17 protein-coding genes and 1 pseudogene are annotated in these 15,087 nt (G+C 41.3%); 16 read left to right on the top strand and 2 right to left on the bottom strand.

Annotation, left to right across the window (positions count from 1 at the left end; genetic code table 11):
* The first annotated feature begins 96 nt into the window (after positions 1–96).
* The 11 genes and pseudogenes from fliS (at position 97) to MF646_RS06080 (ending at position 5,722) form a co-directional block, all read left to right on the top strand.
* Complete coding sequence (fliS, locus tag MF646_RS06125) at positions 97–498, top strand: flagellar export chaperone FliS (protein ID WP_420842486.1); 402 nt, start codon at positions 97–99, stop codon at positions 496–498.
* On the top strand, positions 498–860 hold the full coding sequence (fliT, locus tag MF646_RS06120; RefSeq protein ID WP_250095614.1) for a flagellar protein FliT: 363 nt from the start codon (positions 498–500) through the stop codon (positions 858–860). Before fliS ends, fliT begins: the two co-directional genes overlap by 1 nt.
* 187 nt (positions 861–1,047) lie before the next feature.
* The gene (locus tag MF646_RS23180) at positions 1,048–1,206 is read left to right on the top strand and encodes a PD-(D/E)XK nuclease family transposase (RefSeq protein WP_275980222.1); all 159 of its coding nucleotides are present in this window, start codon (positions 1,048–1,050) and stop codon (positions 1,204–1,206) included.
* 10 nt (positions 1,207–1,216) lie between these two features.
* A pseudogene (locus MF646_RS06115) lies at positions 1,217–1,951 on the top strand (Rpn family recombination-promoting nuclease/putative transposase); the annotation flags it as partial.
* A gap of 350 nt (positions 1,952–2,301) precedes the next feature.
* Entirely contained in the window at positions 2,302–2,601 is a 300-nt protein-coding gene (locus MF646_RS06110) for a hypothetical protein (protein ID WP_250095613.1), read from the top strand.
* Between the two features lie 164 nt (positions 2,602–2,765).
* Positions 2,766–3,308, top strand: a complete 543-nt coding sequence (gene sigY, locus MF646_RS06105; RefSeq protein WP_250095612.1) for an RNA polymerase sigma factor SigY — start codon at positions 2,766–2,768, stop codon at positions 3,306–3,308.
* A complete protein-coding gene (locus MF646_RS06100; protein WP_250095611.1) occupies positions 3,295–3,630 on the top strand; it encodes a YxlC family protein in 336 nt (111 codons plus the stop codon). The genes sigY and MF646_RS06100 overlap by 14 nt, the downstream gene beginning before the upstream one ends.
* On the top strand, positions 3,617–3,835 hold the full coding sequence (locus tag MF646_RS06095) for a transcriptional regulator (protein ID WP_250095610.1): 219 nt from the start codon (positions 3,617–3,619) through the stop codon (positions 3,833–3,835). Before MF646_RS06100 ends, MF646_RS06095 begins: the two co-directional genes overlap by 14 nt.
* A gap of 2 nt (positions 3,836–3,837) precedes the next feature.
* A complete protein-coding gene (locus MF646_RS06090; protein WP_250095609.1) occupies positions 3,838–4,038 on the top strand; it encodes a PLD nuclease N-terminal domain-containing protein in 201 nt (66 codons plus the stop codon).
* 14 nt (positions 4,039–4,052) lie between these two features.
* Entirely contained in the window at positions 4,053–4,943 is an 891-nt protein-coding gene (locus tag MF646_RS06085) for an ABC transporter ATP-binding protein (protein ID WP_250095781.1), read from the top strand.
* Positions 4,940–5,722 (top strand): ABC transporter permease, encoded by a 783-nt coding sequence (locus MF646_RS06080; protein ID WP_250095608.1) that lies wholly within the window; start codon positions 4,940–4,942, stop codon positions 5,720–5,722. The genes MF646_RS06085 and MF646_RS06080 overlap by 4 nt, the downstream gene beginning before the upstream one ends.
* A gap of 140 nt (positions 5,723–5,862) precedes the next feature.
* On the opposite strand, the gene MF646_RS06075 is transcribed toward MF646_RS06080, so the two are convergent.
* The gene (locus MF646_RS06075) at positions 5,863–6,801 is read right to left on the bottom strand and encodes a DUF6612 family protein (protein ID WP_250095607.1); all 939 of its coding nucleotides are present in this window, start codon (positions 6,799–6,801) and stop codon (positions 5,863–5,865) included.
* 547 nt (positions 6,802–7,348) lie between these two features.
* Between MF646_RS06075 and MF646_RS06070 the strand changes: the two genes are divergently transcribed.
* Together MF646_RS06070 and hpf are read left to right on the top strand one after the other, a co-directional pair.
* Positions 7,349–7,546, top strand: a complete 198-nt coding sequence (locus MF646_RS06070; RefSeq protein ID WP_012960443.1) for a cold shock domain-containing protein — start codon at positions 7,349–7,351, stop codon at positions 7,544–7,546.
* Positions 7,547–8,242: 696 nt separating this feature from the next.
* Positions 8,243–8,794: a ribosome hibernation-promoting factor, HPF/YfiA family gene (hpf, locus tag MF646_RS06065; RefSeq protein WP_250095606.1), complete on the top strand. Its 552-nt coding sequence runs from the start codon at positions 8,243–8,245 to the stop codon at positions 8,792–8,794.
* A 549-nt stretch (positions 8,795–9,343) separates the two neighbouring features.
* Here the strand turns inward: hpf and MF646_RS06060 are convergent.
* Positions 9,344–9,997 carry a glycoside hydrolase domain-containing protein gene (locus MF646_RS06060; RefSeq protein WP_250095605.1) on the bottom strand — a complete coding sequence of 218 codons (654 nt, stop codon included), beginning with the start codon at positions 9,995–9,997 and terminating at the stop codon, positions 9,344–9,346.
* A 212-nt stretch (positions 9,998–10,209) separates the two neighbouring features.
* Here MF646_RS06060 and secA point away from each other — a divergent pair, with 212 nt between their 5' ends.
* From secA to MF646_RS06045, 3 genes are all read left to right on the top strand, one after another.
* Positions 10,210–12,720 (top strand): preprotein translocase subunit SecA, encoded by a 2,511-nt coding sequence (secA, locus tag MF646_RS06055; RefSeq protein WP_250095604.1) that lies wholly within the window; start codon positions 10,210–10,212, stop codon positions 12,718–12,720.
* 63 nt (positions 12,721–12,783) lie between these two features.
* A protein-coding gene (gene prfB / locus MF646_RS06050) for a peptide chain release factor 2 (RefSeq protein ID WP_250095603.1) occupies positions 12,784–13,888 on the top strand; the annotation gives its coding sequence in 2 pieces (ribosomal slippage) (positions 12,784–12,855 and positions 12,857–13,888; 1,104 coding nt in all).
* Between the two features lie 262 nt (positions 13,889–14,150).
* Positions 14,151–15,020 (top strand): YitT family protein, encoded by an 870-nt coding sequence (locus MF646_RS06045; protein ID WP_250095780.1) that lies wholly within the window; start codon positions 14,151–14,153, stop codon positions 15,018–15,020.
* Positions 15,021–15,087: the final 67 nt, after the last annotated feature.

The following is a 15,087-nucleotide window of genomic DNA, read 5'->3' as shown; positions in this document are numbered from 1 at the left end:
AACCGATAAAATGGATGAGGGAAAAAGCCTCTTCACTTAATAACAGTTTAAATGAATACAGAATAGAAGCAACTTGGTCAAAAAAGAAAGGGGACTATAATGGCTACAAATATGCAAAATGCTTATAAGCAAAATGCAATGAATACAGCATCACCAGGAGAACTTACGTTGATGCTTTATAACGGTTGTTTAAAGTTTATTAAACAAGCAAAGCAAGCAATGGAAGCAAGCAACATTGAACAACGGAACACATCGATTACTAAAGCGCAAAATATTATTCGTGAATTGATGGTTACATTAAAAACTGATTCGGAAGTTGGACAAAATATGATGCGTATGTATGATTTTATTTTGAATCAACTAATTGATGCGAATGTTAAAAATGACCCGCAAGCTCTTGAGAATGCAGAAGAAATGGTGACGGAATTCCGTAATACGTGGAAAGAAGTCATCCAAATTGACCGTCAACAACGTCATGGTGCTGGTGGGAAAGCCTAATGTCCGTTGTGAAAGAGCTTTATATCCAAACAGAGTCACTTTATGAGTTTGCTAAACAGGCATTGCCAAAGGACAATGATGAGCGCGATCAGTTCATTGCTGAAGTGGATGAGAGGCTGGCTCAACGGGATCACTTTATTAATAGAATTGATTTTAGTAAGCTATCAGAGGCTGAGAAGAAACTTGGGCAAGAAATATTGAAGTTAAATAAACGTTTAACTGAACGCCTTGAGCAAATCCGTGCTGAAATTCGTGCCAATATTTCAGATATTAAAAAGAAAAAAGAAACAGGACTTAAATATGAGAATCCGTATGATGGGCCAACCTCAGACGGAGTGTTCTTTGATAAGCGAAGTGTGTAAGAGAGAAGTCAGCTCATGAGGAGAGCTGGCTTTTTTTTGATTTGCGAATAAACGGCTATTAATTTCTTGGAAAGTGTTTGCTTTTTATTCAACTGTTCAATAAACAGATGTCTTGTCAAGTGTTTTTCTGAAAATATGAAATTCATGATATAATTATAGTAAGGATTATAATTAGGGAGATGATGCGATGTCAGAACAGACGCCTCTTCAGTGGTTGAAGCCCAAAAATGATTTTGTGTTTAAGCTGCTTTTTGGAAGTGAAGATGAGACATCGAATCAATTACTGTTAGCTTTTTTAAATGATGTGCTAGATGTACCGGAAGGACAAAGTTTAGTAAAAAGTTGAAGTCTTAAATCCCACGCTAAACAAGAAAAGTCTTAAAGATAAGGAAGCAATCTTAGATGTTAGAGCAAGAGTGGTAGGTTTAGGTTATATTAACGTAGAAATTCAGTTAACGAATCAGAGGAACATACACAAACGTTCGCTTTTCTATGCGTCAAGATTATACGAGGGACAGCTAGGGGAAAAGGGGAAATATAAAACATTAACAAAAGTAGTCGCAATTAACCTCATCGATTTTAATTATTTTCAATCTGAAGATTACCGAAGAAGTTTTGGACTTAAGGAAGATGGCACACTAGAACCGTATCCAGATGATTTATTAAGATTACACTTCTTTGAAATGCTTAAGTTTAGATATTTAGAACAAAATGGGAAGATAACACCGAATGATCGGATGGCAAAATGGCTACGCTTTTTAACAAATACGGACGATACGAGGTGGGACGAAATGGCAAAACAAGATCCGATGTTGGAGCTAAGTGTGGAAAAATTACGACTTGCAAGCATGGACCCAGAAATTCGAATGCAGTACGAAGCTCGTGAGAAAGCATTAAAGGATATCGAGTCTATTCGAGACGATGCTTTAGAAGAAGGAAAATTAGAAGGAAAGAAAGAAGGAAAGAAAGAAGGAAAAGAGGAAGTGGCTCTAACGCTGCTTAAGGAAGGGATGGACATTCAGTTTGTCATACGTATGACTGGACTTTCAAAGGAAGTTGTAGAAAAAATAGCAACGAAGCTTGATAACTAGATGATCACTTTATACAAAAAGGACGTTTTCGATGGAAGTCACTGAAAAAGGTAAAAACCAAACTTTTTCAAAGTCTCGATTAAGCAGCAATGGCTCTGGACGTTGCATAGAGGGTGCTGAAAAGGTGAAAGTCGACCTTTTTCAGTATCCTCTTCCTTTTTGTTTGTCCACCAATAAAGATTGAGGTGATCTCTGAAGAGTCTTAGCTACGGTGTAGGCAATGGTGAACTAGCTTGGTGAAAACTAATGTTAGAAGAAACCATCGGAGATATTTCGCGCCAATCTATCAGACATTAAAGAAACAGGACGGAAATACGATACTAAATACGGATGATACGAGGTGGGACGAAATGGCGAAACAAGATCGGATGTTGAAGCAACGTGTGGAAAAGTTACGACTTGCAAGCATGGACCCAGAAATTCGAATGCAGTACGAAGCCCGTGAGAAGGCATTAAGGGATATCGAGTCTATTCGAGATGATGCTTTAGAAGAAGGGAAATTGGAAGGCAAATTAGAAGGAAAGAAAGAAGGAAAAGAGGAAGTGGCTCTAACGCTGCTTAAGGAAGGGATGGACATTCAGTTTGTCATACGTATGACTGGACTTTCAAAGGAAGTTGTAGAAAAGATAGCAACGAAGCTTGATAACTAAAGATGATCATATTGATAAGTCAGCTCAAGGGGAGAGCTGGCTTTTTCATACATTCTCCCGCTCTTTATGACTACTACATAACAACCGAGAAAAAATAAAAAAACAAATGAACGATTCACGACTGCCAATCGTCTTATAACTGAACATGCAGAAAGGGGCCTTTTATGGAAAATGAGGAGGACGTTACGTTAATAGAAAAAGCGCTAGATGGCGATGATGATGCGTTCGCCCATCTCTTTCAACGTTATTATTCTTTTTTATATAAATATCTTTTGAAGTTGACGCTTGATGAGGAAGTGAGCAGTGATCTGGCGCAGGAGACGATGATTAAGTGTTACACACGCCTTTCTTCGTACCAGGGGGAGGCGAAGTTTTCGACGTGGATGATTTCGATTGCATCGAGAATGTACATGGATCTTCTCCGCAAGCAGAAACGTGAGAGGAAATGGCTTGACCAAGTGAAGCAGACATTGTCACGGCAGCTTTCTTGGCAGGCGGATACGAAGGGGATGGAGTGGAGCGATGTGTTTGCTGATTTTAATCAGCTTGATGCGGATGTAAGGGTGCCGATTCTTTTGCATCATTATTACGGGTTTACGTATGGCGAGATTGGAAAGATGATTGGCATTCGCGAGGGTACGGTAAAATCGCGGGTTCACAATGGGATTAAACAAATACGAAAGGAGTGGGATGATGAAGCGAAGTGAGGATCAGGAGCATATCCGCAAATTGCAGCAGGATTGGAAGCAGCTAGATGAACTAGGTGATCGTTCATCCGCTTCGTTTGCAGAAATTAAGGAGCAGCTCGCAGCTTATCGGGTTAAGCAGAAGCAAGTGTTTTTTAAGGAGCTCATCATTTTTCTAGCGACAGCTGTTTTAATTTTAAGTGTTACCTTGACGAGCTTATTCCAAGCGCCTGTCATTTTTATCGTAATACAAGCGGGGGCGGTCGTTGTTGCACCGATCATTTTTTTCGTATTGATAAGAAGAAAGAAGCGGGAAGGGGCGGTTGTATATGACGACGTTTGAGTTGTATGTGGTCCTCCCGCTCGTCGTTGTCCTGCTTTTGACACAGAGTACACTCCTTTTTATTGATGCGAAGAAAAAAGGCAGCTTTGCGTGGTTTTGGGGAATATGGGGCTTAATTCAGTTTCCGCTGCCGACTGTGTTTTATTTATTATTTGTCATTTTGCCTCGTAGAAGAAAAGCAAAAAGAAATGAAATGGAGAGATGAGAATGGACGTACTAAATGAAATAAATTGGGCATTACTTGCGCCACTTATGTTGTTACAGGCGATTTTAACTTTTGCAGCGCTTTTTAGCTGTGTGAAACAAGAGGAGACGAATGGTCCGAAATGGATGTGGATTTTAATCATTTTATTCGTAAATCTACTTGGAGCGATTCTTTACTTTGTCATCGGTCGTAAAAACAGTTAGGGGGTGTTTTGATGATTGTTTCGATTAACGGTTTGAGTAAGACGTACAAAGAGCATAAGGCTGTGAATTCGATTTCCTTTGATATAGAGAAAGGCCGTTGTATTGCACTGCTCGGGCCGAATGGGGCGGGAAAGACGACGACGCTGCAAATGCTAGCAGGACTTTTAACGCCAACATCAGGCTCGATTGAGTTTGCAGGGTATGAGAAAAAGGATTATCGGCCGCTCATTGGTTTTTTGCCGCAGCATCCGTCTTTTTTTAATTGGATGACACCAAGGGAGTTTCTTCAGTTTGCAGGAGAGCTTTCTGATGTACCAAAAAAACAACTTAATGCACGCATCGAGGAGACGTTGGCGTTTGTTAGTTTGCAGGATGTGAAAAACAAGAAGATTGGCGGGTTTTCAGGAGGGATGAAGCAGAGGCTCGGCTTAGCGCAGGCGTTGCTTCATGAACCGGAGCTTCTTATTTTAGATGAACCGGTTTCCGCGCTTGATCCAACAGGAAGACGGGATGTGCTAGAGCTTATTGATCAGCTGAAAAGCAAGATGACCATTTTGTTTTCGACTCATATTCTGCATGATGCGGAGCAAGTCTGTGAAGAAATTTTAATGTTAAAAGACGGGGAACTAAAGTGGAACGGGACGCTCGAAGCATTGAAGGTGGAATTTGATAGCCTGGCGATTAAGCTTCAAACACAAGAGCCAATTGGAACGTTCCTTGAACAGCTTGATTATGTTGAAGATGTTAAGTACAACGATTTAACGACGGCTACGATTGCGTTAAGTGATTTGTCAAAAACAAATGAACTGCTGCAGGAAATCATTCGACAAAATACAACGCTTGTTCATTATGAAATGCTTCAGGATTCGTTAGAAGATGCCTATATGAAGGTGATGGAACGATGAATAATTTCCTAGTGTTAGTGAAAAAAGAAATGAAAGAAAGCGCAAGAAACGGCAAGTGGATTTGGCTGCCGGTTGTTTTGATGATTATTGGCATATCGCAGCCATTAACGAGTTATTATATGCCGCAAATTTTGGAGGCAGCAGGCAATCTTCCGGACGGTGCAGTTATTGATATTCCAACACCAACGGGGGAAGAAGTGTTGATTGGTGTGTTGTCGCAATATGGAACGATTGGCACATTATTATTTGTCCTAGCAATGATGGGGGTTATTGCTCAAGAGCGTCAAAATGGTTCGTTAACGCTTGTCATGGTGCGGCCTGTTCGTGCGTTTCAATATATAGGAAGTAAATTTACAGCGCAACTAGCGATTTTGCTCGTGTCACTCGTCGCCAGTTACATGTTGACATGGTATTATACGAATTTGCTTTTTTCCTCCGTGTCGTGGACGCTTATGCTAAGCAGCTTGGTCGTTTATAGCCTTTGGGTTGTATTTATTGTGGCTGTTACCATTTTGGCAGGAACGTTGTTAAAAAGTAACGGGGGTATAGCAGGAGTTAGTGTGCTTTTTTTAGCAGTAATTAGTCTGTTAACGACGCTGTTTCCAAAGTATATGGAATGGAGTCCGGGGAATATCCGGGGTCAGGCATCGATTCTTTTATTAGAAGGGGAATGGGTTCGCTCGGTTTGGATTGTTGTGGGGAGTACGGTTGGATTGTCGATTCTATTCTTTTTATTGGCGGTGTTTATGTTTAAGCGGTTTGAGAGTTATCACGGATGAGAAGGGGAGCGGCTCAATTTTTGAGTCGTTTTTTTAACTATTTGATCTTTACTTTAGTAAGAAGGTAGGTGTATAATAAGAACATAAGTTCGTGTCCGTTGTAAAAAAAGAGTGATACCATGTAAGGTACCACCTGTGTTTTAAAAGCCAATTGGCTCTTCGACATGCTTGAAATCATTCATGTCAAAGTTATGTACATCTTCAAACTCTGACAAGTATAGGTTGAACTCTTCGGCTTCTTCTAACGCTTCTTGTGGAACAACAATCTCTGTAATTTCATTAAATTGATCGAGGGTTTCGGTCACACGGATTTCTCTTTTAATGGAATCTTCGTCCAAAGACAAGTCTAGCACGAGCGACATGGTCCATTCTGTTTGTAGAAATGTCTTCTTCTCAATAAACAACTGATACTCTAATTTGTGAATGTCGGCCATTGTCATGAATTCTTCTAGTTCTGCAGCTAGCTCATCCAACATGAGGTGATTTAATTCTAGAGCAAAAGCCGTTAGAACATCAGGGTTTGCCTCAAATGTTAGAATGAAATGTGTTTCGTTTTCTTCATAGGCAAGCTGCTCTGTGTACTTAGCTAACATCTCTAAGTGTTGTTCTTGGGGATTTACCTGTTCTTCTTCAATAGCGATAATTTCATACGATACATCTTCTGGGTATGTGAACCAAGTATCTTCCAAACCGTCTCTAAAATAAATGCCATCCTCCACTACATAAATATCTGTAATGAAGTCGCCCATAATAGGGACTTCTGACACTCTCTTTCTATACATTGATAACGGGGCTTGGATCACTTCTGTGTATAAACTAGTTGTCGTGGAAAAGGGCTCTTCATTTGGCAATGAGATATGTTGAGTTAATTCTTTCGTTGATGAGAGACTCTCTACATGCTGCAGTTCGCCAAGTGACTTCAATAAGATTTCTTCGACTGTTAGGGTGTCTTCTGTTTCACTTTCTCTTGCTTCTTCCTTGTCTTCTTGCGTTGGCTCTGCTTGAATGACAGGGTTCGTTTTGCTGCAAGCCGCAAGAAAAACAAATGCACTTACTAGTAGGAACCATTTATATGCCATTTAGTTCCTCCCTCCCCAAATGATAGAACACTTTATTTTAACAAACATTTTTTCTGAATTATAGAGACAAAAGGCAGAAATAAAAAATGTACACTCCCTCATACTTGAGTCAGTGTACATCATAAGCTAAAATGGGCACGTGCTAGGAGAATCTGCAGGTCTAGTGGCCGCGATTTAGCAGGAAGGATTATCTAATATTTTTGGAAATTATGTAGTACTTTGTAAGTATTTGTTTAAATATGTTTTTATTTTACTGTGAAAAAAGTACGAATACAATAAAACTCGTTAGGAAATCATACATAGTAACTGAAATAAATCTGAATTATTTCGTTCAGTTTATTTCTAGCAAACATTTGTGGGCAACTTAGTTAGGGAAAGGTAACTGTAGGTAAGCGATTACATTTTTCGACAAAAGTAACCTCTAAATGTTGACTTTTGCCGAGTTGTCAGACGTTTCAAGCGTTTGACAAAGGCGTGAGAGCGCTGTTATATTTAACGTGTGGAAAAAATCACCACAGTATTTTAGTTACGAAGGGAATGTGAAAGCATGCAAGGTAAAGTAAAATGGTTTAACGCAGAAAAAGGTTTTGGATTTATTGAGCGCGAAGATGGGGACGATGTATTCGTACACTTCTCAGCTATCAACTCTGAAGGATTCAAGTCTTTAGACGAAGGTCAAGACGTAGAATTTGAAATCGTTGAAGGTGCTCGTGGTCCACAAGCTGCGAACGTAGTTAAGCTTTAATTCACATTCCTGGGTAGGAAATGAATCATAGCTAAAACCATACAGCCTATCTCAGTTTTTCTGAGATAGGCTTTTAGTTGTATAGAAAAAAGGTCGCTTTTCACCTTTTTTCTATACAACTAAGCGGTAAGCGGAACCGCCGTTATGTTTTAAGCCTTTTGAGCGCACTTCTCAAAAGGCGCACGGCGAGAGGAGCCACCGCCAAGTGTTCGCACTGTTAATGTGAAAGGTAGGCTTTACTTTCTCTCAATTAAACAGGTAAGCGGAACCGCCGTTATGTTTTAAGCCTTTTGAACGCACTTCTCAAAAGGCGCACGGCGAGAGAAGCCACCGCCAAGTGTTCGCTCTGTTAATGTGAAAGGTAGGCTTTACTTTCTCTCAATTAAACAGGTAAGCGGAACCGCCGTTATGTTTTAAGCCTTTTGAGCGATTTTCTTAAAAGGCGCACGGCGAGAGGAGCCACCGCCATTGTTCGCACTGTTAATGTGAGAAATGAAAAAAATAAGCAACAAGTTAAGTCACCTCCATAAAATTGGAAAAAAAGAGACGAAACAGTACTGAAACAAAGGAATTCCTCATAATATACAACCGACACCATTGTAACAAAAGCGACACAAATTTTATTTTTTTTGTGTTTAAGCAGGACTTTCAATGGGGTAAATAGAAATAAGTACATAGAAAAGGAGGAGTTATTTTATGAACTATAATATCCGTGGTGAAAACCTGGAAGTAACGCCAGCTTTACGTGACTATGTACAAAAGAAGGTCAATAAACTGGAGCGTTATTTTGATACTACTCCCATAGCAGATGTCAATGTTCGTATGCAGGTATTGAACAATCAGCATATCATTGAGGTCACGATTCCAATGCCGCAGCTCTTACTTAGGGGAGAAGAAGTCCATACGGACATGTATGCAGCTATAGATGGTATTGTAGAGAAATTAGAGCGTCAAATTCGTAAGCATAAAACAAAAGTAAATCGCAAGTTTCGCCAAGAGGGAAGCTTGAAATATATGTTTAAAAATGATTTAGAACCACTTGAACAAGAGGCTCCAATAACGGATGAGTTAGAAGTTGTCCGTAAGAAACGTTTTAACTTAAAGCCTATGGACGCTGAAGAAGCAATTTTACAAATGGACATGCTTGGCCATAACTTCTTTGTCTTTTCAGATGCTGTGAACGGATCAACGAATGTTGTTTACAAGCGTCGAGATGGCAAATACGGTCTAATTGAGCCAGAAGCGTAAATCAAATAATTAATAGGGAGTGCATCTTAGCTTAATTGGTTTGAACAGCGGGAGAAAACTCCAAATAACATTAAAACGAATGAAGACGGAAATCACACAGATTTTCGTCTTTTTACTTTTCTTGAATGTGAATTGGTATTTTGGTGTTTTTAACATACAAAATAGCTGTTCATAAATTATCGCGGATCCTGATTCCGCTAAAAGAGAGAAAAACGGTGCTACAAGAAGTAAAGTGGATCCTGGTTCCTTTAAAGTCATAAAATCACTGGAAATGTAGGTCGAAACAGTGGAATAACGGAACGAGGATCCAAAACCTTACGTAAAACAAGGGTTTAAAAGGGAATAGCGGAATGAGGATCCGTCAAAAACAGCAAAGCGGGTCCTTTTGAAGAGCTTTTTCGAAAAAGCTTGCAAGCTGATTGAAAGAAGAGCAGTGGCTTCAAGCATCACTCCCCTTTTGAGAAGACCACTCAGCAAAGGGCTTAAACAAGGCATGGAATCGCGCATAGCCTAAAAGAGGAAAAAACCGCATGCGCGGCTTTTCTTCTTTTAGGCTAGCTCCCGGTATAGGCGATTTTCCATTAAGACAGTATCAATTGGGCATTCATCAGCGTCGCGGCCGTATTGCCACGCCCACACGTTTGCTTCGCAGTCAGGTCTGCTTGGTGTAAATTGGCGCGGGGCATTTCGTTTTGTTGTCGTCCCAGGCTCCGGTTCCGCACTCCAAATAACTGCTTGCTCGCGAACGAGGTTGCTCATCGCTGTTGCTTGGCAATACGCTTCGTTAAATGGACCTTCATCCGGATCAGCATAAATACCTGGACGATAAGGACTTCTGTAAAATGCTTCAACCCAAGCAATAATCCAATCAGCATCGACATCAAAAAAACGCTCGACATTGGCGAAGATAAATGTACCTTCTGGGATTCCTAGTTGCCTTGCTTTAAAAATCGAGTTTCTTGCAGCAACGGACCCAGCACGAGCTCCAACTGCTTCGCGGAAATTATTATAAATAGGCATAAGCTTCATTCCTTGATTTTGAATGAATCGATATTCTTCTGGAGTTAGTCCTTCACTGACGGCAGGAATCGTTGATAAGTAACGACCCCAGAAGTCAGGTCGGCCGAAATTATCTATAACACATTGATACAAGTCTTCGGTTACGGCAGCAGCGGAGTCTACTCCCCAGTTTAAAATTCGCATAAAATCCCTCCTCATGAGTACTGTATGCGGCAAGTGCGGAGAGAGCGACTTATGACTTTTCAAAAAATGAACTTTTTCTACATTCTTTTCGAATCCATGTCGTAAGGGTGTCCCTTGTAAGACCATGTTTTACCTGATAAAATTAAACTTAGTGAAAATGCGTCATGCTCGTATTGGGATTGGACGAGCTGAAAAAAGAGAGGGCGAATTTGATGTTAGGTTTATTGAAGAAAGTGATCGGTGATCCGAGTCAACGACAATTGAAAAAAAATGAGAAGCTCGTTGACCAAATTGAAGCGTTAGCATCAGATATGAAGAAGCTATCTGATGATGGACTTCGTAATAAAACAAGTGAATTTAAAGAGCGTTATCAAAAAGGGGAAACGCTGGATGATCTTTTAGTTGAGGCATTTGCGGTTGTTCGTGAAGCGTCAACGCGGGTCTTAAAGATGACTCCATATCCTGTTCAACTGCTTGGTGCGATCGCACTTCACCAAGGAAACATTGCTGAAATGAAAACAGGGGAAGGGAAAACGCTTGTCGGGACGATCGCGGTTTACCTTAACGCATTAACGGAAAAAGGCGTTCATGTCGTTACGGTCAACGAATACCTTGCTCGTCGTGACTGTGAAATCATGGGAGAGTTGTTTGAGTTTCTTGGACTAACCGTTGGACTTAATGCGAACGATCTTTCAAAGGATGAAAAGCGTGAAGCGTACTTAGCTGACGTCACCTACAGTACAAACAATGAACTAGGGTTTGATTACTTACGTGACAACATGGTGTTATATAAAGAGCAAATGGTACAGCGTCCTCTTAACTTTGCCCTCGTCGATGAGGTCGATTCTATCTTAGTCGATGAAGCGCGTACGCCATTAATTATTTCTGGTTCTGTTGAGCGTTCCACTCAGCTTTATCAACAAGCAAACTCATTTATCCGCATTCTGAAAAAGGAAGAGGATTATACATTCGATGAAAAAACAAAAAATGTGCAGCTGACAGAAGATGGTGTGAACAAAGCAGAGCGTGCGTTTGGCATCGACAACTTGTACGATTCTAAGCATGTTCAATTAAACCACCACTTGAATCAGTCATTAAAAGCACATGTTGTGATGCATCGTGATACAGACTATGTCGTTGAAGACGGTGAAGTAGTGATCGTTGACCAATTTACTGGTCGTTTAATGAAAGGTCGTCGTTATAGTGATGGCTTGCACCAAGCTATTGAAGCGAAGGAAGGCATGCAGATTCAAAAAGAAAGCATGACACTTGCTTCGATTACATTCCAAAACTATTTCCGTAAGTATCAAAAGTTAGCTGGGATGACAGGGACAGCGAAAACGGAAGAGGAAGAGTTCCGCAACATTTACGGTATGGACGTCATGGTCATTCCAACGAATAAACCGATTGCGCGTGATGATAAACCAGACTTAATTTTTAAAACGATGGAAGCCAAATTCCGTGCAGTTGTCAATGAAATTGAAGAACTGTACAAAAAGGGACAGCCTGTTCTTGTTGGTACGGTAAGTGTTGAAACATCAGAGCTTGTTTCAAAAATGTTAACAAAGCGCAAAGTTCCTCATCATGTGTTGAATGCGAAAAACCATGAAAAAGAGGCGGAAATCATTGAAAATGCTGGGCAACAAGGTGCGGTAACGATCGCAACGAATATGGCCGGTCGTGGTACGGACATTAAGCTAGGACCAGGTGTGCTTGAACTTGGCGGCTTACACGTTCTTGGTACCGAGCGTCATGAATCTCGCCGGATTGATAACCAGCTTCGTGGTCGTTCTGGTCGTCAAGGGGACCCAGGTTCAACTCAGTTCTACTTATCGATGGAAGATGAATTGATGCGCCGCTTCGGTTCCGATAACATGAGAAACATGATGGAACGACTTGGTATGGAAGAAGATCAACCAATCGAGAGTAAGCTCGTTTCTCGTGCGGTAGAGACGGCGCAGAAGCGAGTGGAAGGCAACAACTTCGACGCTCGTAAGCAAATTCTTCAATATGATGACGTCATGCGTGAGCAACGTGAGATCATTTATAAGCAGCGTATGGAAGTACTTGAATCAGAGAATCTTCGTGAAATCGTTGAAAAAATGATCAAGTCTGTGATCGAGCGTACGGTTAAGCTTCACACGCCTGAGAGTGAAGTTCATGAGGATTGGGATCTTTCTGCGATCGTTAATTATATGAAGGCAAACCTTTTACAAGAAGATGATTTAACGGAAAAAGAGTTAAAAGGGAAAGAGCCTGAAGAAATGATCGAGTTGATCGTTGAAAAAGTAACGGCCAATTACAATGAAAAAGAAGAGCAGTTCACACCAGAACATATGCGTGAGTTCGAGAAGGTTATTATGCTGCGTACGGTTGACCGTAAGTGGATGAACCATATCGATCAAATGGATCAGCTTCGCCAAGGGATTCATTTACGTGCATACGGTCAAAATGACCCACTTCGTGAGTACCGCTTTGAAGGCTTCGAAATGTTTGAGGCAATGGTAGATTCCATTGAAGAAGAAGTGGCAATGTACATCATGAAAGCGCAAGTTCAGCAAAACTTGCAGCGTGAAGAAGTCGCTCAAGGAAAAGCAATGCAACAAAGCGATAAAGAAGAACCGAAAAAGAAAAAACCAATCCGCAAAGGCGCAACGGTTGGTCGGAATGACCCTTGTACGTGTGGAAGCGGGAAAAAATACAAAGCCTGCTGCGGCAGATAAAAAAGAAAGAAGCGTAGGTGCAGAGTCTTAAGACTTTGCACTTCGCTATGAGGTGAAGAATATATGGAATTAGTAGAAGTGAAGCAAGAGCTAGCCCAGGTGGCCAAACGATTAATTGAATTTAGGGGGTCTCTTTGACCTCGATGAGAAGCAAGAGCGTATCGCGGAACTAGACGAGAAAATGACCGATCCAGACTTCTGGAACGACCAAGAGGCAGCACAAGTCGTCATTAATGAAGCGAATGCGTTAAAAGAGCAAGTAAACACATTTCTTGACTTGAACGGACAATTTGAGGACTTAGAAGTTTCGTATGATTTAGTGAAAGAAGAGCCAGATGCTGATTTGCAGCAAGAGTTGGAAGAGGGAGTCAAGTCGTTATCGCAAGCGATGAATGACTTTGAGCTTCAGCTATTATTAAGTGAGCCATACGATAAAAATAATGCGATTTTAGAGCTTCATCCAGGAGCTGGTGGAACCGAGTCACAGGACTGGGCATCGATGCTTTTACGAATGTATACGCGCTGGGCGGAGCGCAAAGATTTCAAAGTTGAGACCATGGATTACCTGCCTGGTGACGAAGCAGGTGTCAAGAGTGTAACGCTATTAATTAAAGGCCATAATGCGTACGGTTATTTGAAGGCGGAAAAAGGTGTTCACCGTTTAGTGCGGATTTCTCCGTTTGACTCCTCAGGACGCCGTCATACGTCGTTCGTGTCTTGTGAAATTATGCCTGAATTAGATGACAGTGTTGAGATTGATATCTCCCCAGAGGATTTAAAGATTGATACGTACCGTGCGAGTGGAGCGGGTGGTCAGCACATTAATACGACAGACTCCGCTGTTCGTATTACCCACTTGCCGACGAATACGGTCGTTACGTGCCAAACCGAGCGGTCCCAAATTAAAAATCGTGAGCGTGCAATGAAAATGATGAATGCGAAGCTATATCAATTGAAAATTGAAGAGCAGCAGGCTGAGCTTGCAGAAATTCGCGGCGAGCAAAAGGAAATTGGCTGGGGAAGCCAAATCCGCTCATATGTATTCCATCCATACAGCATGGTCAAAGACCATCGTACAGGACATGAGATCGGCAACACGAATGCAGTTATGGATGGAGATTTAGACGGGTTTATTGACGCGTACTTACGTCAGTCTTTAGGGAAATAAGAGCTATTTCGATGAATAGCTTAGCTAAATAATGAAGAACCAAACCGAGCGCAAAATCGAGGAGGATTTTGCGCTCGGTTTTTTTGTGGTGTATTGGGGTCAGACCCCTCTGTTTCTCTTTACCGCGCCAAAGCGGGGTCAGACCCCGCTTTACCCCACTACAGCATTAGTGGGGTCTCGTTTACATATTTGGCACCTGGTGCTATACTACGCAAGGATTATTTGGTTATTCTAAGGAATGAAGGAGTGAACATGTATGATGATGCGACCGAAAAGAGGGCAGGAGCCGCCGAGTACAACTGTGCAATTAGTAACCGATTATACATATATTCTTGTCGGTGCTGCGATTGTGGCAATTGCGTTTAACCTCTTTTTGCTTCCAAATAAAATAGCGTCAGGTGGTGTGAGTGGGATCAGTACGATTGTCGCTCATATGGTAGGGATTGAACCGGCCTTTACGCAGTGGGCTTTGAACATCCCGTTATTTATTTTAGGAATACTGCTTCTTGGCGGGCTTAAATACGGGATCAAAACATTAGTTGGAACACTGTTTTTGCCGCTCGTTGTTTATTTGACGAGAGATTGGTCGGTTGGTTTTGAAGATGCGTTGCTAGGCGCGTTATTTGGAGGAATTGGTGTCGGGATCGGAATTGGTCTCGTTTTCCGAGCTAGAGCAAGTACAGGAGGAACGGACCTAGCTGCTCAAATTATTCAAAAATATACTGGTTTAACATTAGGGTCAGCTGTTTTTATTATTGATGGTTTAATTGTGATTACCTCAGCTTTTACATTTGGGATTGAATTGGCTTTATATGCACTTATTAGTTTATATGTAACTGGGAAAACAGTGGATATGGTTCAGGTTGGAGTCGGCTATGCCAAGGTTGCACTAATTATTTCGAATCACCAAGAAGAGGTTCGGCAAAGTCTTTTAAGAGATGTTGATCGTGGTGTAACGAAATTAAGCGGCTACGGTGGATATACCGATGAAGAGCGCGATGTGTTAATGTGTGTTGTGAACCAAACCGAGGTCACAAAATTGAAACAAGTTGTGAAAACCGTTGATCCTAAAGCATTTGTCATTGTGACGAATGCAACCGAGGTTCTTGGGGAAGGCTTTAAACGAGCCTAGCGATTAAACTAGGTATATAATTCCATTGGAGGAAACTCCAGAAAGCTACATAGTGAAAGGAGGTACT

It is taken from the genome of Halalkalibacter alkaliphilus (genome assembly GCF_023555415.1).
Taxonomy (GTDB): domain Bacteria; phylum Bacillota; class Bacilli; order Bacillales; family Bacillaceae_D; genus Halalkalibacter; species Halalkalibacter alkaliphilus.
The sequence above is the reverse complement of the archived record's forward strand: the minus strand, read 5'-3'. Positions and strand labels throughout refer to the sequence as shown.

Coding starts and splice junctions, on each gene's coding strand:
- fliT (WP_250095614.1), top strand. CDS start 498: ATGTCCGTTGTGAAAGAGCTTTATATCCAAACAGAGTCACTTTATGAG.
- MF646_RS23180 (WP_275980222.1), top strand. CDS start 1,048: ATGTCAGAACAGACGCCTCTTCAGTGGTTGAAGCCCAAAAATGATTTT.
- MF646_RS06110 (WP_250095613.1), top strand. CDS start 2,302: ATGGCGAAACAAGATCGGATGTTGAAGCAACGTGTGGAAAAGTTACGA.
- sigY (WP_250095612.1), top strand. CDS start 2,766: ATGGAAAATGAGGAGGACGTTACGTTAATAGAAAAAGCGCTAGATGGC.
- MF646_RS06100 (WP_250095611.1), top strand. CDS start 3,295: ATGAAGCGAAGTGAGGATCAGGAGCATATCCGCAAATTGCAGCAGGAT.
- MF646_RS06095 (WP_250095610.1), top strand. CDS start 3,617: ATGACGACGTTTGAGTTGTATGTGGTCCTCCCGCTCGTCGTTGTCCTG.
- MF646_RS06090 (WP_250095609.1), top strand. CDS start 3,838: ATGGACGTACTAAATGAAATAAATTGGGCATTACTTGCGCCACTTATG.
- MF646_RS06080 (WP_250095608.1), top strand. CDS start 4,940: ATGAATAATTTCCTAGTGTTAGTGAAAAAAGAAATGAAAGAAAGCGCA.
- MF646_RS06075 (WP_250095607.1), bottom strand. CDS start 6,801: ATGGCATATAAATGGTTCCTACTAGTAAGTGCATTTGTTTTTCTTGCG.
- MF646_RS06070 (WP_012960443.1), top strand. CDS start 7,349: ATGCAAGGTAAAGTAAAATGGTTTAACGCAGAAAAAGGTTTTGGATTT.
- hpf (WP_250095606.1), top strand. CDS start 8,243: ATGAACTATAATATCCGTGGTGAAAACCTGGAAGTAACGCCAGCTTTA.
- MF646_RS06060 (WP_250095605.1), bottom strand. CDS start 9,997: ATGCGAATTTTAAACTGGGGAGTAGACTCCGCTGCTGCCGTAACCGAA.
- secA (WP_250095604.1), top strand. CDS start 10,210: ATGTTAGGTTTATTGAAGAAAGTGATCGGTGATCCGAGTCAACGACAA.
- MF646_RS06045 (WP_250095780.1), top strand. CDS start 14,151: ATGCGACCGAAAAGAGGGCAGGAGCCGCCGAGTACAACTGTGCAATTA.